At 65.5% G+C, this 22,745-nt stretch carries 17 protein-coding genes and 6 tRNA genes; 13 read left to right on the plus strand and 10 right to left on the minus strand.

The genetic code is table 11. From position 1 onward, the window contains the following. Nucleotides 1-122 precede the first annotated feature (122 nt). Nucleotides 123-1,379, plus strand: a complete 1,257-nt coding sequence (locus tag ACWV8V_RS00305; RefSeq protein ID WP_455898650.1) for a zinc-dependent metalloprotease — start codon at nt 123-125, stop codon at nt 1,377-1,379. A gap of 43 nt (nt 1,380-1,422) precedes the next feature. Here ACWV8V_RS00305 and lpxH read toward each other — a convergent pair whose 3' ends face one another. The 9 genes from lpxH to ACWV8V_RS00350 all read right to left on the minus strand — a co-directional run bounded on the left by lpxH (nt 1,423) and on the right by ACWV8V_RS00350 (nt 14,780). Continuing rightward, entirely contained in the window at nt 1,423-2,166 is a 744-nt protein-coding gene (lpxH, locus tag ACWV8V_RS00310) for a UDP-2,3-diacylglucosamine diphosphatase (protein WP_455898651.1), read from the minus strand. A gap of 89 nt (nt 2,167-2,255) precedes the next feature. Then, on the minus strand, nt 2,256-2,789 hold the full coding sequence (locus tag ACWV8V_RS00315; RefSeq protein WP_455898652.1) for a phosphatase PAP2 family protein: 534 nt from the start codon (nt 2,787-2,789) through the stop codon (nt 2,256-2,258). Further along, nucleotides 2,770-3,909: a glycosyltransferase family 4 protein gene (locus ACWV8V_RS00320; protein WP_455898653.1), complete on the minus strand. Its 1,140-nt coding sequence runs from the start codon at nt 3,907-3,909 to the stop codon at nt 2,770-2,772. The genes ACWV8V_RS00315 and ACWV8V_RS00320 overlap by 20 nt, the downstream gene beginning before the upstream one ends. A 147-nt stretch (nt 3,910-4,056) precedes the next feature. Continuing rightward, nucleotides 4,057-6,966 (minus strand): TonB-dependent receptor plug domain-containing protein, encoded by a 2,910-nt coding sequence (locus tag ACWV8V_RS00325; protein ID WP_455898654.1) that lies wholly within the window; start codon nt 6,964-6,966, stop codon nt 4,057-4,059. A 230-nt stretch (nt 6,967-7,196) separates the two neighbouring features. Then, complete coding sequence (ppx, locus tag ACWV8V_RS00330; RefSeq protein ID WP_259261149.1) at nt 7,197-8,723, minus strand: exopolyphosphatase; 1,527 nt, start codon at nt 8,721-8,723, stop codon at nt 7,197-7,199. A 76-nt stretch (nt 8,724-8,799) separates the two neighbouring features. After that, a complete protein-coding gene (gene ppk1 / locus ACWV8V_RS00335) occupies nt 8,800-10,881 on the minus strand; it encodes a polyphosphate kinase 1 (protein WP_455898655.1) in 2,082 nt (693 codons plus the stop codon). Beyond that, nucleotides 10,878-12,218 carry a phosphate regulon sensor histidine kinase PhoR gene (phoR, locus tag ACWV8V_RS00340; protein ID WP_259261151.1) on the minus strand — a complete coding sequence of 447 codons (1,341 nt, stop codon included), beginning with the start codon at nt 12,216-12,218 and terminating at the stop codon, nt 10,878-10,880. Before phoR ends, ppk1 begins: the two co-directional genes overlap by 4 nt. 98 nt (nt 12,219-12,316) lie before the next feature. Continuing rightward, nucleotides 12,317-13,006, minus strand: a complete 690-nt coding sequence (phoB, locus tag ACWV8V_RS00345; RefSeq protein ID WP_123728486.1) for a phosphate regulon transcriptional regulator PhoB — start codon at nt 13,004-13,006, stop codon at nt 12,317-12,319. Nucleotides 13,007-13,139: 133 nt separating this feature from the next. Further along, nucleotides 13,140-14,780, minus strand: coding sequence for a M48 family metalloprotease (locus ACWV8V_RS00350; protein WP_259261153.1), 1,641 nt, complete (start codon nt 14,778-14,780; stop codon nt 13,140-13,142). 142 nt (nt 14,781-14,922) lie between these two features. On the opposite strand from ACWV8V_RS00350, the gene grxC reads away from it, so the two are divergent. From grxC to ACWV8V_RS00365, 3 genes are all read left to right on the plus strand, one after another. Continuing rightward, a complete protein-coding gene (gene grxC / locus ACWV8V_RS00355; protein WP_123728488.1) occupies nt 14,923-15,222 on the plus strand; it encodes a glutaredoxin 3 in 300 nt (99 codons plus the stop codon). Continuing rightward, nucleotides 15,219-15,611, plus strand: coding sequence for a carboxymuconolactone decarboxylase family protein (locus tag ACWV8V_RS00360; RefSeq protein WP_019185812.1), 393 nt, complete (start codon nt 15,219-15,221; stop codon nt 15,609-15,611). Before grxC ends, ACWV8V_RS00360 begins: the two co-directional genes overlap by 4 nt. Nucleotides 15,612-16,021: 410 nt before the next feature. Further along, a complete protein-coding gene (locus tag ACWV8V_RS00365) occupies nt 16,022-17,029 on the plus strand; it encodes an isocitrate dehydrogenase (RefSeq protein ID WP_121042973.1) in 1,008 nt (335 codons plus the stop codon). A gap of 137 nt (nt 17,030-17,166) precedes the next feature. Here the strand turns inward: ACWV8V_RS00365 and ACWV8V_RS00370 are convergent, their stop codons facing one another. After that, nucleotides 17,167-17,925, minus strand: a complete 759-nt coding sequence (locus ACWV8V_RS00370) for a Bax inhibitor-1/YccA family protein (RefSeq protein WP_123728491.1) — start codon at nt 17,923-17,925, stop codon at nt 17,167-17,169. A gap of 178 nt (nt 17,926-18,103) precedes the next feature. Between ACWV8V_RS00370 and ACWV8V_RS00375 the strand changes: the two genes are divergently transcribed. The 9 genes from ACWV8V_RS00375 (at nt 18,104) to clpX (ending at nt 22,626) form a co-directional block, all read left to right on the plus strand. Next, nucleotides 18,104-18,180: transfer RNA gene (locus ACWV8V_RS00375), tRNA-Pro, on the plus strand. A gap of 45 nt (nt 18,181-18,225) precedes the next feature. Beyond that, nucleotides 18,226-18,302 (plus strand) — tRNA-Arg (locus ACWV8V_RS00380). Nucleotides 18,303-18,337: 35 nt separating this feature from the next. Further along, nucleotides 18,338-18,414, plus strand: a tRNA-His gene (locus ACWV8V_RS00385). Between the two features lie 80 nt (nt 18,415-18,494). Next, a tRNA-Lys gene (locus ACWV8V_RS00390) sits at nt 18,495-18,570 on the plus strand. A 160-nt stretch (nt 18,571-18,730) separates the two neighbouring features. Next, a tRNA-Lys gene (locus tag ACWV8V_RS00395) sits at nt 18,731-18,806 on the plus strand. A 100-nt stretch (nt 18,807-18,906) separates the two neighbouring features. Further along, nucleotides 18,907-18,991: transfer RNA gene (locus tag ACWV8V_RS00400), tRNA-Leu, on the plus strand. A gap of 233 nt (nt 18,992-19,224) precedes the next feature. Further along, nucleotides 19,225-20,517, plus strand: a complete 1,293-nt coding sequence (tig, locus tag ACWV8V_RS00405; protein ID WP_259261157.1) for a trigger factor — start codon at nt 19,225-19,227, stop codon at nt 20,515-20,517. A 66-nt stretch (nt 20,518-20,583) separates the two neighbouring features. Then, nucleotides 20,584-21,210 carry an ATP-dependent Clp endopeptidase proteolytic subunit ClpP gene (gene clpP / locus ACWV8V_RS00410; RefSeq protein WP_121042979.1) on the plus strand — a complete coding sequence of 209 codons (627 nt, stop codon included), beginning with the start codon at nt 20,584-20,586 and terminating at the stop codon, nt 21,208-21,210. A gap of 126 nt (nt 21,211-21,336) precedes the next feature. Continuing rightward, the gene (gene clpX / locus ACWV8V_RS00415) at nt 21,337-22,626 is read left to right on the plus strand and encodes an ATP-dependent Clp protease ATP-binding subunit ClpX (RefSeq protein WP_019185803.1); all 1,290 of its coding nucleotides are present in this window, start codon (nt 21,337-21,339) and stop codon (nt 22,624-22,626) included. The last annotated feature ends 119 nt before the right edge of the window (nt 22,627-22,745 follow it).

The following is a 22,745-nucleotide window of genomic DNA, read 5'->3' on the forward strand; positions in this document are numbered from 1 at the left end:
GGAATTCCATCCGTAATTTCTATTGAATTCACCGGGCCAGGGCGCGCCAGATGGACGTGCCGGCCCGGTCGGCCGACTGCAACAACGACTTCACTCCCGTTTTTCACTCAAAGAGAGGCGACATGATGTCCAGTTCGATGAGCAAGGCCGCAGGTGTGTTCGCGTTGTGTCTGTTGGGGGCCGGTGGCGCTGCCGCCGCGCCGCTGTTCGAGCCGGTCACAGTGCTGAGCCGGGCCGGCACCGCAGACCAGCCGGCATTGCAGGGGGTCATGGGCTCGCCCTCGACCAGCGCAGTGCAGGAGGTCCGGGTGGATGCAGCGGCCGTCTCGCCGGTGCAGAAACAACTGGAATTCGAGCTGTTGGGGCAGCCGGTGCAGGCCCTGCAGAGCAAGGTCGAGACGCTCGCCGATGGCGGCAGCATCTGGTACGGCCAGATCGGCACACGCGCCGGCGCGCGCCTGATCAAGGCCGGTGCGCCGGACCCGATGAACGCGGTGATCCTGGTGCGCTCGGGGGATACCGTGACCGGCTCGATCCGCAAGAATGGCCAGCTGTACCGGCTGCGCCCGGTCAGTGACGGACGGCATGTGCTGGTGGAAGTGGATGAGGCGCGCATGCCGGCCGATCATCCGGCCGACTACAACAGCCTGCCTACCATCGCGATGCCGGCGTCGGACCGGGCAGGGATCGCGGCAGCCTCGTCGGGTACGCCGGCCACCATCCGCGTGCTGGTGGTGGCCACCAACGGTGCGGTGGCGGCGTATGGCGGCAACATGCAGTCGCTGGTGCAACTGGCCGTGGCTGAATCCAATCAGGGCTACAGCAACAGCAATGTCGGCATCACCCTGCAGTTGGCCGGGTACGAGACCACCAGCTATGCCGAGTCGAGCAGTTTCTCCACTGATCTGGCGCGCTTCCGCGCTACCAGCGATGGGGTGATGGACAGCATCCATACCAGCCGCAACACCACCCGCGCCGATGTCGCGGTGCTGGTGATCAACAACGCCAGCTCGTGTGGGCTGGCCTCGGGTATCGGCTCCACGGCGGCCACCGCGTTCGCCGCGGTGCATTGGGACTGCGCGACCGGTTACTACTCCTTCGCGCATGAGATCGGCCACCTGCAGAGCGCGCGGCATGACATCGCCACCGACTCAAGCACCTCGCCGTATGCGTACGGCCATGGCTATCGTTACGAGCCGGCGGGCGGTACCGGCTGGCGCACGATCATGGCCTACAACTGCACCCGCAGCTGCCCGCGGTTGAACTACTGGTCCAACCCGAACATCAGCTACAACGGAATCCCGACGGGCATCGCCAGCAGCGCCGACAACCAGCGCGTACTGGTCAACACCAAGGCAGCCGTGGCCGCGTTCCGCTGATCTGCGTTTCCCGCGGCGGCCACTGCGCCGTCGCGGGGTCGGTTCAGTTCGCCAGTGCGTCCAGTGTCCAGCCTTCGGGGGTGACGCGCAGCACCGAACCCTGCTCGTACCAGTCGCCCAGTACGATGCGGGTGCAGTTGCGTCCGCCGGCCTGCAGCGTGTGGATGGCCGGGCGGTGGGTGTGGCCGTGGATCATCGTGTCCACGCCATAGCGGCCGAACGTGGCATCGACTTCCGCTGGTGCGACATCGGTGACGGTCTCGAACTGCGCGCGGTCGCCCTGTTTCATTTCCGACTGACGCGCCTGGCTGGCATCGCGCGCCTTCTGTGCGAAGGCGATGCGCGCGGCCAGTGGCTGCGACAGGAACTGTGCCTGGAACACCGGGTCGCGCGTCTGCGTGCGGAACTGCTGGTAGGCGATATCGTCGGTGCACAGCAGATCGCCGTGCTGCAGCAGTACCGGACGGCCATACAGATCGATGACGCTCGGGTCGGGGAGAATCGTGAACCCTGCGCGGCGCGCGTAGTCCTCGCCGACCAGGAAATCGCGGTTGCCGCGGATGAAGTACACCGGCACGCCGGCATCAGCCACGGCATGCAGCGCGATCGCCACCGCATCGGCGGCTGGGGAGGGCGTGTCATCGCCGATCCAGGCTTCGAACAGGTCGCCCAGGATGTACAGGGCCTCGGCCTGCATCGCTTCATCGCGCAGGAAGGCCAGGAACAGGTCGGTGATGGCTGGACGACTCGGGTCCAGGTGCAGATCGGAGATGAACAGCGTGGTCATGGACCCATTGTAAAACGGGATCACGGGGCGAGGCATCGCTACAGGGTGAATCGCCCTTGCCGGGTCAACAGGAGGCGCGACGATCCCGGCTACAACGGCAGCCATTGCAGGCTGGCGGCGGCCAGCAGTGCGGCGATGCCGGTCGCGGCCAGCACATCGCTGGGGTAGTGCAGGCCCAGCACCACCCGCGACAGGCCGATCAGCACGGTGAAGGGCACCAGCAACGGGGCCAGCCACGGGTAGTAGGCCAGCGCCACGATCGTGAAGGACACCGCGTGCAGGGTGTGCCCGGACGGGAAACTGAACTCGTCCAGCGGCGCCACCCAGGCGCGGATGCGCAGGTCGGCGGCAAAGGGCCGCGGGCGCCGCGTCCAGCGTTTGAGGCCCTTGTACAGCAGCAGTGCCATCAAGCCGGTGGCGGCCATGTGCAACGAAGCACGCAGGCCGTCGAAGCCGTCCAGCAGCACCAGTGCGGCCATCAGCGCGTACCAGGCCGCGCCGTCGCCAAGACGACTGATGACGGCGAAGGCGTGCCGCACCCGGCGGCGCCGGCAGTAGTGGTTGGCGCGTCGGCACCAGCGCGTTTCGCGCCCGCGCAGGGCATCAAGCAGCATGGTCGGCATGCGGCCTCCGGGCCTGGGCCAGTTCGGCGAGAAGCGCATCAAACTCGGCCACCACGTGCTGGGGGTGCAGTCGCTTCATCGCGGTGGCGGCAGTGCGGCCCAGCCGGTGGCGCAATGCATCGTCGCCGGCCAGTTGCACGGCAGCGGTCACAAAGTCGTTGTCGTCATTCACGGCGATGCCGTTTTCATCGGTGCGCAGGTATTCGCGGGCGGCGCCGTAGTCGAAGGCGACCGTCGCCAGGCCGCTGGCCATCGCTTCCAGCGTCACGTTGCCAAAGGTCTCGCTGCGGCTGGGGAACAGGAACAGATCGCCACTGGCGAAGTGCCGCGCCAGCGCATCGCCGCGCTGCACGCCGCAGAAGATGAAGTCCGGGTTGTCGTGCGCCAGTTTGGCGCGTGACGGGCCATCGCCGACGAACACGAACCGCGCCTTCGGCCGCACCTGCTGCAGGCGTCGGAACGCTTTGACCGCCAACCCGAGGTTTTTTTCCGGGGCGATGCGGCCAACGTAGATCGCGGCGAAGCCATTGCCATCGATCCCCCACTCCTCGCGCAGTGCCGGGTCACGGCGCTCGGGCTCGAACTGACTGCTGTCCACGGCGCGTGCCAGCAGGCGCACGCGATCGAAGCCTTGTTCGCCGAGGAACTGCTGCAGCTCCTGGGTTGGTACCAGGGTGGCATCGGCCTGGTTGTGGAAGCGGCGCATCCAGCGCAGCGCGGCGGCCTGCAGCCAGGCCACGCCGTAGTCGGGCAGGTACTCATCGAAGCGGGTATGGAAGCCGGTGGCGACCGGGATTCCCATCCTCCGTGCGGTGCGCAGCGCCGACCAGCCGAGCGGACCCTCAGTGGCGATATAGATCGCGTCCGGCCGTTGATGCTGCCACTGGCGGGTCAGCCGGGTGGGCGCCGGCAGGCCAAAGCGCAGGCCGGGATACCGTGGCAGATTGGCACCGGTGACCAGCACGGTGCTGTCGATCGCCTCGGTGTCGGAGGGTTGCCGTGGCCGGATCAGATCAACCTGATGACCGGCGGCACGCAAGCCCAGTTCCAGACCCTGCACGGTCAAGGCAACGCCATTGACTTCAGGGGGGTAGGTTTCGGTGACGATGGCATAGCGCATGGCGGGCCTCCGGTATGCCACGCATGCTGGGGCCGGGCGATGTAGCCGACATGACTGTCGTATGACGTTCGGATGACGCCGGCGCCTGACAGAAAAAGCCACGGCCCCGAAGGGCCGTGGTGGTCAAACGGTGTTACCCGGCAGCGATCAGAAACGCTGCTGGTACTTCATGTACATGAAACGACCGATGTCGTAGCCGCCGTAGTAGGAGAAGTTGGAGTTCGGCTGGCTGTACATGATCGGGCCGTACTTCTCGAACACGTTGTTGGCACCGACGGAGACGGTGGCATCCCACGGCAGGTTGTAACGGAACTGCACGTCGTGGAAGGTGACCGAGCCACGCTGGTTGTAGTCACGCGTACCGGCGTACCACGGTGCCCGCACGCCCGGGTCGGAGCATTCGTCCGGACGCGTCTTGGCGTTGAGGCAGCGTTCCTTCACCCCGGAGTAGTAGCGCGCGGTCCAGCTCATCCCGAAATCGCCCACGTCCCAGCCCAGGGTCAGGTTGGAGCGCACGCGGAAGCCGCTGCCGATGCCGTTGCTTGGGGTGGGCACGACGTCGGTGTCGTTGGTCGTACGCGACAGATACGAGCTGACATAAGTTGTAGTCCATCCCGTGCTCAGCGTGCCGTAACGGGTATCCAGACGGTGGCTGAGCTCAAGGTCGTAGCCTTCGGTTTCCAGGAAGCCGGAATTGCGCTTGCCATATTTCAGCGTGTCGACAATGCCGGTCACCGGGTCGCGCGTGAAGCCACTGCAGCGCGAGGCGATACCCAGCTCGTAGCAGTCGCGCAGCATGTCGTTGGGGTGGTCACTGACGATGGTGTTGTCGATGCGTACCTTCCACCAGTCCAGTGCCACGTTGAGGTTGGGCACGAAGGTCGGGCTCCAGACCAGGCCCAGCGTACGGCTGGTCGAGGTCTCCGGCTGCAGGTCCGGGTTGGAGCCGTTGGTGAACGGCACCGGTGTCTGATCGCTGCTGGAGGTGATCGGCACGCCACCCTGGCGCAGCTGGCGGTAGCTGTCCGCATTGGCGATGTCGGCGGCACAGCGCGCGCGCACGTCGGCGCTGCTGGCCGACGCGCCGTAGACGGTATCGCAGGGATCGCGGTAGCCGGTGGTGAAGGTTTCCGAGCCGCCGCCGTACAGATCGGAGATGGTCGGCGCACGGAAGCCCTGGGCCCACGTACCACGCACCAGCAGCTGCTCGATCGGCTTCCACTTGAAGCCGAACTTGCTGTTGAGGGTCTTACCGAAGGTGCTGTAATCCGAATGGCGCGTGGCTGCGCTCAGGCTCAGCTCGCGCGCGCCGGGCAGGTCGGCCAGGATCGGCACGCTCAGCTCCAGGTAGGCCTCGTTGACCTTGTAGCCGCCACCGGTCGGGCCGGCGGCCAGGTTGGTGGTCGCGCCACTCTGGGCCAGCGGATCGGGAGTGAATTCACCGGCTTCGTTGCGGGTTTCCACCCCGAAGGCAAAGCCCAGGTCACCGGCCGGCAGGGTCATCACGGTACCGGCGACGCTGGCGAACGCATTGCGGGAGGTGGTCTTGCCGCGGGAGATTTCCGGCGGGAAGAGGTAGTCGATCAGCTCCTGATTGCCGGTGAGGCCATTGGGGTCGTTTGAGCCGTACGGCACCAGCGGATTCCACGGCATGCAGCCGGCAATCGGCGCGCCCGGCACGCCACATTCGACCTTGCCGGTGGTCTCGTTGTAGTAGGAAGGGCCAACCGCGTTCTTGACGCGTTCCTTGTTGAGGTTGCCCGTGGCGTGCTGCAGCAGTTCGCTGCGGTTGTACTGGTAGCCCACTTCCCAATCGAAGTAGCGCTCGCCAAGCTCGAAGCTGCCTTCCAGTGCCGCCACCGCACGCCAGGTGGTGAGGTCGCTGGTGCTGACCCGCGGCACTTCCCAGGTGCGGCGGTTCCAGGCGATGTCGGTGGGCGTTTCATACCCGTGATGGTTGCCGAAGGGATTGAACCAGCTGTCGGCCGACATCCGTCCGATGCCTTCGGTGGAGGACTGCAGGGGATAGCCGGCGATCTGCCGGGTCGAGGAACGTTTGTTGTAGCCCAACTGGGTGGTCAGGCGGATGTCATCGGTCAGGTCCAGGCGGCCATCCAGGAACAGCGAATCCCGCTTGAGCGGCGAGATCAGGTGCATCTGTTCCTGCGCGTTGCTGAGGTCGCCGGTAAACGGGGTCAGATCGCTGAGGTGATAGTTCGCCGGGTTGGTCGGATCGGTGCCGCGGTCCAGCGAATAGTTGCACCCCGCTGCGGCCGTGCAGCCCGGTCCCTTCAGGCCGTTGATCTGGCCCCATTGGCTGATCTGGGTCCAGCTGTCGCCCGGGTGGCGGGTGGTATTCGGGAACTGGCTGAACCAGCGATCGCGCGCCCAGACCTCTTTCTCTTCGGTGTGCTCGGCCGAGAACGTCAGCGAGGCGCGGTCGTTGGACCAGCCGGCGACGACGTCGACGCGGTTACGCGCGCCATCGCCTTGGCCGTACTGGCCGTAATAGACGTTGGCGGTGACGCCGTCGACGTTGCTGCGGGTGATGATGTTGATCACGCCGGCCATCGCGTCCGAGCCGTAGATGGCAGACGCACCGTCCTTGAGCACCTCCATGCGCTCGATCGCCGAGACCGGCACGCTGGAGATGTCCTGGTAGCCGCTGGTGGTGATGCCCAGGCGCTTGCCGTTGATCAGCACCAGGGTGCGCTGCGCGCCGAGGTTGCGCATGTCGATGTAGGTGCCGCCGGCGGTCTCGCCGGCGCTGAGCACGTTGGAGCGGCTCAATGCCGGGCTGCCGACCGCCGTCAGGTTCTGCAGGATGTCGGCGACCGAACTGAAGCCCTGGCGTTCGATATCGGCGCGGCTGATCGCGAGCACCGGTTGGGCAGATTCCACATCGACCTGGCGGATGCGCGACCCGGTGATCTCGATGCGGTCCAGCGTGGTCGGCGTGGCGTCCTGGGCGAGGACGGCGGTGGAAGCCAGGCCAGCGGTGCCGGCAACCAGGGCAAGGCGGATCGCCTGCCCCAGCGGGGTGGTGGATGAAGACATGATCGACTCTCTCTCTTATCGGAACGACGTCCAAGAGGTCGGCGGACCCAAGTACCGCCTTCCTCAAAAATCCAGCCGTGTGAAGGCCGGTCTCCCGAGAGTAGATCGATTGGTTAAGTTTCCATGAGGGAGATGTGAGGGGGTTCTCACAAATAATTCACGGCTTTGGCGTTCTGCGAATTGAGCCTAAAAATTGCTGCAGATGCACGCTACGAAGCAGGTAAAAAGCGTCAGGCAACGAAGGGTCGGAACTGCACACCCAGACCGGCCATGCCTTCTGTTTCGCCGATCAGGTCCGCGCGCAGCAGCGGACGTGCATCGATGTAGGCCTGCGGCAGGATCAGTGACAGGCGTGCGTCATCGGCGGTCAGTTCCAGTGCCGGCATCGGCGTGTCTTCGTGCGCGCGGTTGAGCAGGACCGCCAGGCGCAGCAGCGCGGTCATGCGCCGTGCCGGCTGCAGCAGACGCTCGGGCAGCGCCTCGAAGGCGGACTTGGAGATGTTGCGGCGGTGGCTGCGTACCAGCGCGGCAAGCAGCTGCTGTTCCTGCCGCGAGAAACCGGCGATGTCCGAGTTCTCCAGCACGTAGCTGCCATGCACGTGGTAGCCGCTGTGCGCGATCATCAGGCCGAGCTCGTGCAGGCGTGCGGACCAGCCGAGCATGCGGGCATCGTCCGGGTCCAGCTGCCAGCTTTCTTCCACCTGGGCGAGCAGGTACATCGCGGTGTTTTCCACGCGATCAGCCTGGATGGTATCGATGCCGTAACGCTGGGTCAGTGCCGCGACCGATTCGTCGCGCAGGTCGTTCTCGCTGGCGCGGCCGAGGATGTCGTAGAGAATGCCCTCACGCATCGCGGCCTTGCTGACGAGCAGCTTCTGCAGCCCGAGTGCCTGGAAGGCGGCTTCGAGCACCAGGATGCCACCGGCGATGATCGGGCGACGATCCGCGGACAGGCCCGGCAGGTCGATGTCCTCGATGCGCTTGGCCTTGAGCAGCTCATCGCGCAGCTGCGGCAGGGCCTCGGCGGTGATCGCGCCCTTGCTCAGCTTCATCGTGGCGCAGATTTCGCTGATCGCCTTGTGCGTGCCCGACGAGCCCAGTGCCTCGTGCCAGCCCAACGCGCGGTACTTGTTGGCGAACTGCTGGAACTCCGCGCCGATTTCGGTCAGGGCGTCCTTCCAGCGCTTCTTGCTGAGCTTGCCGCCGGGGAAGAAGCGGCGCGTGCTGGCGATGCAGCCGGCCTGCAGGCTTTCGCGCTCCAGGGTCTGCATGCCCTGGCCGATGATGAATTCCGTGGAGCCACCGCCGATATCGATCACCAGCCGGCGCTGGTCCGCCTTGGGGGGCTGCGCATGGGCCACGCCGAGGTAGATCAGACGCGCCTCTTCGCGGCCGCTGACCACTTCGATCGCATGCCCGAGCGCGGTTTCGGCCGGCATCAGGAAGGCCTGCGGCGAGCGCAGCTGGCGCACCGTGTTGGTGGCCAGGGCGCGGACGCGTACCGGGGGGATCGCACGGATGCGCTGGCCGAACCGGGCCAGGCATTCCAACGCGCGCTGACGGGCCTCGGCGGACAGGCCGCCCTTGCCATCCAGGCCATCGGCCATGCGCACGGTCTCGCGCAGGCGGTCGACCACCCGCAACTGCCCGAGCGTGTATCGCGCGATGACCATGTGGAAGCTGTTCGATCCAAGGTCGATGGCGGCGAGCAGGTCGCCATCCTGCAAAGCGGGCGGAGTCGTGGAGGTATGCGGCATGGGCGAATGTTAGCCGAAGGCAGGCCCCCCGCGTCACCGCACCACCTTCACAGGGGATGCGACGTGGGGTCGCAGGTTACAGACCCTTCAGCAGGGCCATCTGCGCCGCGTGCGGCGGCTCGTCGTGGCCGGGCGTGCACTTGATGTAGCTGCCGTCGGCCTGCAGCTCCCAGGCATTGAGGTTGTCGTCCAGGTAGTTCTGCAGCACGTCGCGGTAGACCTTGCGCGCCAGTTCCGGGTCCAGGATGGGGAAACAGGTCTCGACCCGGCGCAGCAGGTTGCGCTCCAGCCAGTCCGCACTGGCGCAGAACAGTTCCGAGGCCCCGTCATTGCCGAACCAGTAGACCCGGCTGTGTTCCAGGAAGCGGCCGACGATCGAGCGCACCCGGATGGTGTCCGAGACACCGGGGACGCCGGGGCGCAGCGTGCAGGCGCCGCGGACGATCAGGTCGATCTGCACGCCCGCCTGCGACGCCGCGTACAGGGCACGGATCATCTGGGGTTCGTTGAGGGCGTTCATCTTGGCGATGATCCGTCCCGGACGGCCACTGGCGGCCAGGCGCGTTTCGCGCTCGATCCGCTGCAGCAGACCCGGGTGCAGGGTGAAGGGCGACTGCAGCAGGCGCTTGAGCTTCATCCGCGGGGCCAGCCCGGACAGCTGCTGGAACAGCAGGTGCACATCGTTGCCGATGTCCGCATCGGCGGTGATCAGGCTCAGGTCGGTGTAGGCCCGCGCGGTACCGCTGTGATAATTGCCGGTGCCCAGGTGCACGTAGCGGCGCAGCTTGCGGCCTTCGCGGCGCACGATCAGCAGCATCTTGGCGTGGGTCTTGAAACCGACCACACCGTAGACGACCTGCACGCCGGCTTCCTGCAGGCGGTCGGCCAGGCCGAGGTTGGCTTCTTCATCGAAGCGCGCGCGCAGCTCGACCACGACGGTGACGTCCTTGCCGTTGCGTGCGGCCTGGATCAGGGCATCGACGATCAGCGAATCCTTGCCGGTGCGGTACAGCGTCTGCTTGATCGCCAGCACGTTCGGGTCGACCGCCGCCTGCTTGATCACATCGAGCACGGCGGTGAACGCATCGAAGGGATGGTGCAGCAGCACGTCCCGGCGCGCGACGATCTCGAAGATGCCATCGCTGTCGCGCAGTACGCGCGGGCTCAGCGAGGGGTACTTCAGGTCCGGCCGCTGGATCACGTCGTACAGCTGGACCACGCGGTTGAGGTTGACCGGGCCGTCGATGCGGTAGACCGCGTTCTCGGTCAGCCCGAAGTTCTGCAGCAGGGTGCGCACGATGTCGCGCGGGCAGTCCTGCGCGATCTCCAACCGCACGGCCGGTCGGTAGCCACGATCGACCAGCTCATCGCGCAGCGCCAGGGCCAGGTTCTCGACCTCTTCCTCGTCCACCACCAGTTCGGAATTGCGGGTCACGCGGAACTGATACGCGCCCTGGACTTCCATGCCCGGGAACATCTCATCGACGAACGTGGACAGCACCGAGGACAGGAACACGAAGGTCTGCGGGCCGCCAAGTTTTTCCGGCAGCTGGATGATGCGCGGCAGCGACCGCGGAGCACGCACGATCGCCAGATGCCCCGCGCGACCGAACGCGTCGGTGCCCTTGAGCACCACCACGATGTTCAGCGATTTGTTGAGGATCTTCGGGAACGGGTGCGACGGATCCAGGCCGAGCGGGGACAGCACCGGCATGATCTCGTTGCGGAAATACGCCCGCAGCCAGCGCTTCTGGCGATGGTTCCAGGAGTGCCGGCCGAGCACGTCGATGCCGGCTTCATGCAGTGCCGGGCGCAGGGTCTCGTTCCAGCAGCGGTACTGCTGGTCGACCAACTGCGCGGCACGGTCATGGATGGCGTTGAGGATCGCCTGCGGCGTCATGCCGTCCGGCGCGGGCGGCAGGCCGAATTCCTGCGCATGGCGCACCGCGGCCGCGCGGATCTCGAAGAATTCATCCAGATTGGTGCAGGAGATGCACATGAAGCGCAGGCGCTCCAGCAGCGGCACCTGCGGGTCCATGGCCTGGGCCAGCACGCGGAAGTTGAAATCCAGCTGCGACAGCTCGCGGTTGATGTACAGCGCTGGATCGCGCAGCGGATCGCCGTCCACAGGCACGGCGACGGGAACAGGAGTGCTCATGCGGAAAAGTCTTCAGAAGAAGGAAGGGAGACGACCTCGTTGCGCGCACGCACCTGGTCGGCATCGAAATGGCACGAGAACGTGCTGCCTTTACCGACCTCGCTCTGGATCTCCAGGCGGGCATGGTGCAGGCCGAGAATGTGTTTGACGATCGACAGCCCCAGCCCGGTGCCACCGCTCTCGCGCGAGCGGCTGCTGGAGACGCGGTAGAAACGTTCGGTCAGGCGCGGCAGATGGTTGGCCGGAATGCCGTAACCGGTGTCGCGCACCGACAGCACCACGCCATCGCCTTCGCGCGCGAATTCCACTTCCACGCGGCCACCGGCCGGGGTGTAACGCACCGCATTGGTGACCAGGTTGGAGAACGCACTGTGGAGTTCCTTGTTGGAGCCCTGCAGATCCACGCCGGCGGTATCGATGATGCTGATCTGATGACGGCCCTGGCTGTGCGCTTCGGCCTCGCGGCGCAGCGTGGCCAGCATCGGCGTCATCGCCACGGCTTCGGCTTCGGTGTGTTCCTGCGATTCCAGTCGGGACAGGGTGAGCAGGTCTTCGACCAGCTGCGCCATGCGCTGGGATTGCTTGCGCATTTCCTCCAGCATCGGGCCGGTGCCGGGGAAATCTTCCGGATCCATCATGTCCAGATAGCCGTGCACCACGGTCAGCGGCGTGCGTAGTTCATGCGAGACGTTGGCAACGAAGTCACGGCGTACCTGTTCCAGCCGCAGCAGCTTGCTGACATCGCGTGCGATCAGCAGCCAGTAGTCCGGCGAATAGGGAATCAGGCGCAGGTTGAGGCGGATCGCCGGATCGACCGGCGAGGGCACATCCAGGATCGGTTCGGCATTGCGGCCACCGGCCAGCCAGTGCGCCAGCGGCATCGGCTGCAGGCGTTCGACCAGCGCCTCGCCCAGATCGCCTGGATGGTGCAGGCCGAGCAGCGAGGTCGCCGCTTCGTTGAACCACTGCACCCGCTGGCTGTTGCGGTCGACCACGACCACGGCATCGGGCAGGGCGGCGGCCGCGGCGCGATAACTGCGCAGCATGTCCAGCAGGCGCCGCTTGCGCGTGCGCATTTCCCATTGGTTGCGGTAGAGCAGGCGGTCCAGCTCGTTCCATACGCCGGTGCCGTCACCCATGTCCCAGCGATGGCGCGCGGTGAGGCCACGCAGCACGCGGCGCAGCCGCCAGTAATGCCAGGTCAGTGCGCCGATGGAGGCCAGTGCGATGCACATCCAGACATGGCCGACCGCCAGGCCCAGCAAGCCGGCCGCGAGCAGCAGGGCGGCGAGGGTGGCCAGCGTTTTCAACCAGGCAGAACGGATGTGGCGGGGCATTGCGGTCTCGCAGAAAGTGCGGGCCTCGGAATCGATCCAAGGTTATAGCAGGAGTGGCCGGAACCGGGCATGCGCGCCCGGGACCGGCCCGACGAGACTCAGGTCGAGGTCGAGAACCGGTAACCGGCGCCGCGCACGGTCTGCACCATGTTCTCCGCAGCGAACGGCTCCAGCGTCTTGCGCAGGCGGCGGATGTGCACGTCGATGGTGCGCTCCTCCACATACACGCTGCCGCCCCACACGTGATCCAGCAGCTGGGCACGGGTGTAGACGCGTTCGGGGTGGGTCATGAAAAAGTGCAGCAGGCGGTATTCGGTCGGACCGATCGGCACCGGCTGGTCGCCGGCGAAGACACGGTGCGCGGCGCCATCGATGCGGATCGTACCGACCGCGACGCTGCCGTCTTCGTCATCGTCGCGGGCGCGGCGCATGACCGCACGGATGCGGGCGAGCAGTTCGCGTGCCGAGAACGGCTTGACCACGTAGTCGTCCACACCGGCTTCCAGGCCACCGACGCGATCGTTTTCCTCGCCACGTGCGGTCAGCATGATGATCGGCACCTCGCGGGTGAGGGCTTCTTTGCGCCAGCGCCGGGCCAGGTCCAGGCCGCTGGTGCCCGGGAGCATCCAGTCCAGCAGGATCAGGTCCGGGACGCGATCGGCGATGGCGGTCTGTGCCTCGCGGGCGTCGCCAGCATGGATCGGGTCGTAGTCGCCCTTGCGCAGGGCAAAGGCGACCATTTCGCGGATCGCGGGTTCGTCATCGACGATCAGGATGCGTTTCTGCACGTGCCCACCGTATTGCTCATCAGATCGGGATTGAGCTCAGTAGACTACGGTTTCATGACAGGTTTGTGACGAGGTGGCCGTTCCCGTCGGTCACCGCCATCTGGCGGTCATGAGCCGGTTGGCGCGGACCGCCTCAGCGGCGGTCCAGGTCCGGGTCGTCGATCCCCTGCCGGCGCATTTCCAGCACGGTCGGAGTAATGCTCTCGATCCGGGCATCGACCCGGGCCCGCACCACGTAATCCAGGCTTGGCTGCCGCTTGAGCGCCTGCAGCTGGATCAAGGCCTGCTCGGGGCGGCCGCTCAGGAAGGCGGCCTCGGCGTAGGCCTCGCTGGCCCGGGTGGTATCGCCGGCCAGTTCGCTGGCACGGGCGAAGCGCTGCTGGAAGACCGGATCATTGCCGCTTTGCGACAGCATCGGGCGCAGCATCGCCTGCGCGCGCTGGCCGGCCTCGCGCCCGCCCTGTTCGTTGAGGATCGACGCGTAGGTCAGGGCCACCGGGCGGCTGCCGGGATGCTGGCGCATCAGGGTCTCGAAGCGCGCATTGGCCTGCGCCTGCTGGCCCGAGCGCGACTCCGCCTCGCCCAATGCCAGCGCCACCCAGACATTGTCGGGATGATCGCGCAGCAGCTCGGTGAGGTCGCGGGTGGCCTGTGCCGCCGCACTGTTGCGCAGCCGCCCCAGCGCGAGCCCATAGCGTTGCGGTTCGGTCAGCCCGTTCTTCTGCGCGCGCTGCAGGCTTTCGTACTCGCTGATCACATCGGCGGGGGTATCGGCGCTGAGCACGCGCAGGCGCTCGCGTGCCCACTCGAACTGCCCCGTGCTGCCGCGGCTGAGTGAATTGACCGAAATCTGCATCGAGGCTGGCAGCAGGGGGTTGCTCCGCCGCACCAGCGGATCGGACAACGCCGGGTCAGCCGGGTTCACCCGCTCCTGGCGCACCCCGCCCGGCACCTCGGTGGTGAGCAGCACCGTGTCCTTCTTCATCTGCTCGGCGCGGGCCTTGGCCTCGCTGATACGGGTGGTGGTGACCGGGTGGGTCTGCAGGAAATCCGGCACGCTGTAGCCGCCCTGATTGCCCCGCATCGAGGCCGACATGCGCTCGAAGAAACCGGCCATGGCATCCACGTCGTAGCCGCTGCGGGCCAGGGTGCGGATGCCCAGGCGGTCGGCCTCGGACTCATTGGAACGGGTGTAATTGATCTGGCGCTGCTGCATCAGCCCCATGCCGGAGGTGATCGCGGCCATGGTGGCATCACCGGCGGAATTGCCGCCGGCCTGCTGCGCGGCCACGACCGCGGCGAGCATGCCCAGCAGGATGGGGATCTGGTCGCGCTGGGCGCGCTCCACCCCGCGCAGCACGTGCTGCTGGGTGACGTGGGCGATTTCGTGCGACAGCACCGCGGCCACTTCGTCCTCGCGTTCGGCGGTCAGCACCAGGCCCGCATTCACCCCGATATAGCCGCCCAGGGTGGCGAAGGCGTTGATCTGCCGGTCCTTGAGCATGAAGAACGTGTAGGACTGGCGCGGCTGGGCACTGTTGGAGCCCAGCCGGGCGCCCATGGTCTGCAACCAGTCATCGACCAGCGGGTCGTCGAGCAGAAAACCGTAGTTGCGCAGTTCACGCAGCATCATCCCGCCGTACTCGGCCTGCCGGGCCGGGGTCAGCAGCTCGCCGGCCGAGGACCCGATGTCCGGCAGCTTGCTTTCCTGGGCGCCGGCCAACGGCACCGCCAAGGCAAGGGTCAACGCGGCAGAGAGCAGCAGAGGGCGCAAACGGAGCTCCTGGGGGGATGACGGACGACAGCGTGACAGGGCCAGTGCAACCTGCGGTTAAACCACAGTGTTGCGGCGGTGACGTGGAAAATCCAGCAGACCGCTACCATATACAGACCAACGTTCCGCTGTGGAGTTTCCCGTGAGCCAAGATGCTGTTACCCCCCCGGGTGGTGCGCCCGCCATCACCATCTACTCGACCGCGGTGTGCCCGTACTGCGTGGCCGCCAAGAACTTCCTGAAGAGCAAGGGCCGCGAGTGGACCGAGGTCCGGATCGACCTGGACGCCGCCGAGCGCGAGAAGATGATGGCCAAGACCCGCCGCACCAGCGTGCCGCAGATCTTTGTCGGCGAGGTCCACGTGGGTGGCTACGACGACATGATGGCGCTGCACCGCGCCGGCAAGCTGGAGCCGCTGCTGGCCGGGCAGGACCCGGCATGAGCGCGGCCGACGACGGCAGCAAGGACCGCATCGCCGAATTCACCGAGTTCCGCCAGCGCATGAACCAGCGCATCCTGGGCGAGCCCAATCAGGTCGTGCGCCGCTTCTTCGCCCTGGACACCCAGACCTACCAGGCTGGCGCGCTCGATGTGAAGACCAAGGAACTGCTGGGCCTGGTCGCCTCGATGGTGCTGCGCTGCGATGACTGCATCAGCTACCACGTGGCCCAGTGCAAGGACGCCGGCGTGACCCGCGAGGAGTTCTTCGAGACCTTCTCGGTCGGTCTGGTGGTCGGCGGTTCCATCGTGATCCCGCACCTGCGGCGCGCCGTGGACTTCCTGGATCAGCTCGAAGGTGGCGCCGAAGCGCCGGCCGTTCACGAGCATTGAGCCGGGGCCGTGATGGCCCCGCCGCGGTAGGCGCCGACCGTTGCTCGGCTGCTCCGGCACCCCGGCAATGTCGTCGCCCCCGGTGGCGCACCGTTCAGGTGCGAGACCCCGTTCAGCAACCCGGATAGCAATGCCTCTGGAGGAAAGCCCCTTCTGTTGAAGGGGCGCGCCGACAGGCGCGGGGTAGAGGAGGAATGCGCGGGCAAACCGCTTCGCGGTTTGCAGGGGCGCGCCAACGGCGCGGGGTAGAGGAGGCATGCGCGGGCAATTCTGCCTTACCCGCCTTGGACCAATGGCCTATTTGGGGTCCATCGGGCGGGTAAGGCATAATTGCCGATGAAACTTCCCTTGCGCCCGCGCTTCGCGCACCTCACGGATGGCGCTCCCCCCTCGGTTCGGAATACACATCAATGACGCAGAAAATCACGGTCATCCGCGGTGACGGCATCGGCCCGGAGATCATGGACGCTACCCTGTTCGTGCTCGGCAAGCTGGACACCGGCTTTGAATACGAAGACGCCGACGCGGGCCTGGTCGCGCTGGAAAAGCACGGCGATCTGATGCCGGCCTCCACGCTGGAGTCGATCGCACGCAACAAGATCGCGCTGAAGAGCCCGCTGACCACGCCGGTCGGTGGTGGCTTCACCTCGATCAACGTCAGCCTGCGTCGCCACTTCGACCTGTACGCCAACGTGCGCCCGGCCGTCTCGTTCCCGAACACCAAGTCGCGTTTCGGTGATGGCGTGGACCTGATCACCGTCCGTGAGAACACCGAAGGCGCGTACCTGGCCGAAGGCCAGGAAGTGTCGGCCGATGGCGAGACCGCTTTCTCCGGCACCCGCATCACCCGCAAGGGCTCCGAGCGCATCGTGCGCTACGCCTTCGAGCTGGCCCGCAGCACCGGCCGCAAGAAGGTCACCGCCGTGCACAAGGCCAACATCATCAAGTCGACCTCGGGCCTGTTCCTGGCCGTGGCGCGCGAAGTGGCGGCCAAGTACCCGGATATCGAGTTCCAGGAAATGATCGTCGACAACTGCTGCATGCAGCTGGTGATGCGTCCGGAACAGTTCGACGTGATCGTGACCACCAACCTGTTCGGCGACATCATCTCCGACCTGTGTGCCGGTCTGGTCGGCGGCCTGGGCCTGGCCCCGGGCGCCAACATCGGTGAGAACGCGGCGATCTTCGAAGCCGTGCACGGCACCGCGCCGGACATCGCCGGCCAGGGCAAGGCCAATCCGTGCGCGCTGCTGCTGGCCGCTGCGCAGATGCTGGACCACGTCGGCCAGGTCGAGAATGCCGAGCGCCTGCGCAAGGCCATCGTGGCCACGCTGGAAGCCAAGGATTCGCTGACCGGCGACCTGGGCGGCACCGGCAACACCATGGGCTTCGCCCAGGCCATCGCCAGCCGCCTGTAAGCGCGCGGGTCGGTTGTCCAGAAAGCGGGGCGCTTCGGCGCCCCGCTTTTTTGTTGCGTGATGTGTCCTGCGCCGAGCGCCGGGGCATGAAAAAGGCGCCTTGCGGCGCCTTCGTCATCTCGCTGCGGGCGCGTGGCTCAGCGCTGCTGGATCTTGGACAGCAGGCGCAGGAATTCCACATACAGCCACACCAGCGTGACCATCAGGCCGAACGCGCCGTACCACTCCATGAACTTCGGTGCGCGTGCCTCGGCGCCGGTTTCGATGAAGTCGAAATCCAGCACCAGGTTCAACGCGGCCACCACCACCACGAACAGGCTGAAGGCGATGCCCATCCAGCCGCCTTCGTGGATCATCGGCACGTTGATGTTGAAGAAGCTCAGCACGAAGGAGGCCAGGTACAGCAGCGCGATGCCGCCGGTTGCCGCCACCACGCCCAGCTTGAAGTTCTCGGTGACCTTGATCAGGCCGCTGCGGTACACCGCCAGCATCACGAACATCGTGCCGAAGGTCAGCATCACCGCCTGCATCACGATGCCGGGGAACTTGGCATTGAACATCGCCGAGATCGCGCCGAGGAACAGGCCTTCGACGAGTGCATACATCGGTGCGGTGACCGGCGACCATTCCTTCTTGAACACGGTCACCAGGGCCAGTACCAGGCCGCCGATCGCACCAACCAGCGTGTACAGCATGGCGCTGGAGGTGGGCAGGCCGTTCGCATCGACCGACTGGCTCCACGCAAACGCGGCCGTCAGCACGGTCAGCAACAGCAACACGCCGGTCTTGTTGACGGTGCCGTTGATGGTCATCGCCTGGTCGGGGCGGGCCACGACCGAGCCGCTGGCCAGGTCGAGGAAGGTGGACTCGGAAAGTGCGGGATTGCCGCTGCGCATTGCCAATCTCCTTGATGGGGTAGGGGTTCGGCCCTCCGGCCGCTGCCCCGAGCATAGCCGAAGCCGCCATCGGCAATGACGACATGTGAATTGATGTGTGAAAACCGTTGACAGATGCCATGCCGATTCCCACAATAGGCGGCTCTTTCGGGGGGAACCCCGGAGGGAAACAAACCGCCGGGGTATAGCGCAGTCTGGTAGCGCGCCTGCTTTGGGAGCAGGATGTCGGGGGTTCGAATCCCTCTACCCCGACCAAGCCCGCTGCTCAAATCGGGATTGGAGTGCGACAATCCGGACCGAGCGCCCGTAGCTCAACTGGATAGAGCACCGGCCTTCTAAGCCGGCGGTTACAGGTTCGATTCCTGTCGGGCGCACCATCCGGTGCAAGCGGTAGGAGACAAGGTTTTCAGTGGTGGCTGTAGCTCAGTTGGTTAGAGTTCCGGATTGTGATTCCGGTGGTCGGGGGTTCGAGTCCCCTCAGCCACCCCACTGATTCAAACTGGTTCACCGAAAGTGAATCAGGGTTGCAAAAGGCAGCACACACGCTACAATGTGCGCCTGAGTTTTCAGGGCTGTTAGCTCAGTTGGTAGAGCAGTTGACTCTTAATCAATAGGTCCAAGGTTCGAATCCTTGACAGCCCACCAAGACAGAAGCCATCGGGTCCGCCCGGTGGCTTTTTTCTTGTTTGAATGTTGCGTGGAGCAGGCGGATCGTTGGGTGGTTACGGATGCCATTCGCCATCCATCCAAACAAAGTGCTTGCGCCGCACGCAGGAAACCCTGCATAATTCGCCTCCCGATTTTCGGGCTGTTAGCTCAGTTGGTAGAGCAGTTGACTCTTAATCAATAGGTCCAAGGTTCGAATCCTTGACAGCCCACCAAGACGAAAGCCGCCTGGTCCGCCAGGCGGCTTTTTTCTTGTCAAAGCGCTTCAGCTTTGGGTTCGGGCCTGCAACAATGCGCGCCTGAGTGTTCAGACTCGCGAAAGTGGCGGAATTGGTAGACGCCCTGGATTTAGGTTCCAGTGCCGCAAGGCGTGGGGGTTCGAGTCCCCCCTTTCGCACCAGTGCAGGGCGTTTTCGCCCGCACCATGACCATGGGCACGTCCCCGATCGGGGAGACGGCCACATGCTGGGTCTCTGGCGGCCCCGAGCGTTCTCGGCCCGCGCTGGCGGCGCTGGCATTTATCGGCGAAACTACAGGGCTGCGGCGGGCATGCGCGTCCACGACCCCGCGTCCAAAACCCGTTTCATCCATCACATCGTGCCGGGGCCCATGCCGCCGGTGGCAGGAGTCAACATGCAAGCTTCGATCGAATCCACTGGCAATCTGGAACGCCGCCTGACCTTCTCGCTGCCGGAAGACCGTCTGCAGACGCACATCAGCGGCCGTCTGGGCGAAATCGCCCGCACCACGCGCATCAAGGGCTTCCGCCCTGGCAAGGTGCCGGCCAAGGTGATCGAGCAGCGTTTCGGCCAGCAGGTCCGCAGCGAAGCCGTCGACGGCCTGCTGCGTGAGACCTTCGATGCCGCCCTGCGCGAGCACGAGCTGCGCATCGCCGGCACCCCGCGCATCGACAAGGGCGAGGGCGAGCTGTCCTTCGTGGCCACCGTCGAGCTGGTGCCGGACTTCGGCGACGTGGACGTCAGCAAGCTGACCGTGGTCCGCCATACCGCCGAGATCAACGACGCCGACATCGACCAGATGATCACCAACCTGCGCGAACAGCGCCGCAGCTGGAGCCCGGTCACCCGTGGCGCCCAGGACGGCGATCTGGTCGCCCTGGAAACCTGGTCGCAGGCCGGCGATGAGCGCCTGCCGGCCGAAGGCACCGAAAAGGGCAGCGTGATCGTGGGCCAGGGAATGATGTTCGAGCAGATCGAACAGGGCCTGGTAGGTCTGACCGCCGGTGAAGAAAAGACCCTGGACGTCGAGTTCCCGGCCGATTGGCGCGTGCCCGCGCTGGCCGGCAAGCAGGTCAAGGTCACCGTCAAGGCGGTGGACGTGTCCGCGCCGGTGCTGCCGGAGGTCGATGCCGACTTCATCACCAGCTTCGGCGTGAAGGGTGGCGACGTAGAGCAGTTCCGCAAGGACATCCGCGCCAACCTGGAGCGTGAGCTCAAGGGCGCCCTGATGAACCGCCTGCGCCGCGAAGTCGGCGAGCAGCTGATTGCCGCCTACGCCTCGGTCGAAATGCCGCCGCGCCTGGTCGAGAACGAAGCCCGCGCCATGCTGGCCCAGCAGATCGATCAGATCCGCCGCAGCGGCCGCAACCCGGGCGACGTCCCGGCTGACGCCCATGAAGGCTTCAAGGACGCCGCTGCCAAGCGCGTGCTGGTCGGCCTGCTGGTCGGCGAAGTGGCGCGCAAGAATGACCTGCGCCTGGACCCGAAGCGCCTGAATGAAACCATGCGCCTGATCGCCTCGACCTACGAAGAGCCGGAGCAGGTCATTGAGATGTACCGCAATGACCCCCAGCTGATGACTGGGCTGCAGAATCGCGTGATGGAAGAGCAGGTGATCGATTGGATCGCCGAGCGCGCCCAGCACACCGAAGAGAAGCTGTCGTTCCAGGACGCGATCCGCCAGTAAGCGGCCCGCGTTTTACGCCCCGCGCCCTGGCGCGGGGTCGTTCCCCCCAAAATAGGTGCCTCACTAATGGACAACCGAACCACAGCCCTGAACATGGTTCCGATGGTGGTCGAACAGACCAGCCGCGGCGAGCGCGCCTATGACATCTATTCGCGCTTGTTGAAAGAGCGTCTGATCTTCCTCGTGGGCCCGATCGACGATCACATGGCCAACGTGGTGGTGGCGCAGCTGCTGTTCCTGGAAGCGGACAACCCGGAAAAGGACATCAGCATCTACATCAACTCGCCCGGTGGCGTGGTCACCGCCGGCATGGCGATCTACGACACCATGCAGTACATCAAGCCGGACGTGAGCACCATCTGCGTCGGCCAGGCCGCCTCGATGGGCGCCCTGCTGCTGGCGTCGGGCGCGGCTGGCAAGCGGTATGCCCTGCCGAACTCGCGCGTGATGATCCACCAGCCGCTGGGCGGCTTCCAGGGCCAGGCCACGGATATCGACATCCATGCCCGTGAAATCCTGACCCTGCGTTCGCGCCTGAACGAAGTGCTGGCCAAGCACACCGGCCAGTCGCTGGAGACCATCGCCCGGGATACCGAGCGTGACAACTTCAAGAGCGCGGTCGATGCGGTGGCCTACGGCCTGGTCGACCAGGTCCTGGAGCGTCGCCCGGAAGAGTCGATCCAGCCGGCGTAAGGTTGTGCCAGGCCGGGAAACCGGCTTGTTTCCACCGGGTCGGGCAGGACTGGCGTCCTCCTGACCCTGTGCTATTCTCGAATCGAACCCCCGTTCAGTCGGGTGGGGTAACTGGGTAAGCGAAGCATGAGCGAAGACCGCCAAGGTCGTTCCACGGACACCGGCAAGATCCTCTACTGCTCTTTCTGCGGAAAGAGCCAGCATGAGGTGCGCAAGCTGATTGCGGGTCCGAGCGTGTTCATCTGCGATGAATGCGTCGAGCTGTGCAACGACATCATCCGTGAGGAGCTGGAGGAGAAGGCGCAGTCGGCCCGCAGTTCGCTGCCCAAGCCGCGCGAGATCCTCGAGGTCCTGGACCAGTACGTGATCGGGCAGAACCGCGCCAAGCGGACCCTGGCCGTGGCCGTATACAACCACTACAAGCGCATCGAGAGCCGCCAGAAGAACGACGAGGTCGAACTGGCGAAGTCGAACATCCTGCTGGTCGGTCCGACCGGTTCGGGCAAGACGCTGCTGGCCGAGACCCTGGCCCGCCTGCTCAACGTGCCGTTCACCATGGCCGACGCCACCACGCTGACCGAAGCCGGTTACGTGGGCGAGGACGTGGAGAACATCATCCAGAAGCTGCTGCAGAAGTGCGACTACGACGTCGAGAAGGCGCAGCAGGGCATCGTCTACATCGATGAAATCGACAAGATCTCGCGCAAGAGCGAGAACCCGTCGATCACCCGCGATGTGTCCGGCGAAGGCGTCCAGCAGGCCCTGCTGAAGCTGATCGAAGGCACCGTGGCCAGCGTGCCGCCGCAGGGCGGTCGCAAGCACCCGCAGCAGGAATTCCTGCAGGTGGACACCAAGAACATCCTGTTCATCTGTGGCGGCGCGTTTGCCGGCCTGGACAAGGTGATCCAGCAGCGTTCGAACGATTCGGGCGGCATCGGGTTCGGTGCCAAGGTGAAGAGTTCCGAGCGCAAGCAGGAAGTGGGCAAGATCCTGGCCGAAGTCGAGCCGGAAGATCTGATCAAGTTCGGCCTGATTCCGGAGTTCGTCGGCCGCCTGCCGGTCGTGGCGACGCTGGAAGAGCTGGACGAGGCCGCCCTGGTGCGCATCCTCACCGAGCCGAAGAACGCCATCACCAAGCAGTTCAAGAAGCTGTTCGAGATGGAGCACGTCGAGCTGGAGTTCCGTCCGGACGCACTGGCCGCCATTGCCCGCAAGGCGCTCAAGCGCAAGACCGGTGCCCGTGGCCTGCGTACGATCGTCGAATCGGTCCTGCTGGACACCATGTATGACCTGCCCTCGGCAGAGAACGTCAGCAAGGTGGTAGTGGACGAATCGGTGATCGAACACAAGTCCGAACCGTACCTGATCTACCAGACGCCACCGGCGCCTGAACAGAAGGCGGCTGGCGCTGAATAATCAGTTCAAGTAATTGAATTGATAGAATTTTTTCAGAACAGCTTGCATCTAGAAGCCGATGGCCCCATAACGAGGCCATCGGCTTTTTTTGTATCCGGGCGAGGCGCCCGGAGGCCATC

Source organism: Stenotrophomonas sp. Ker107b, assembly GCF_053847245.1.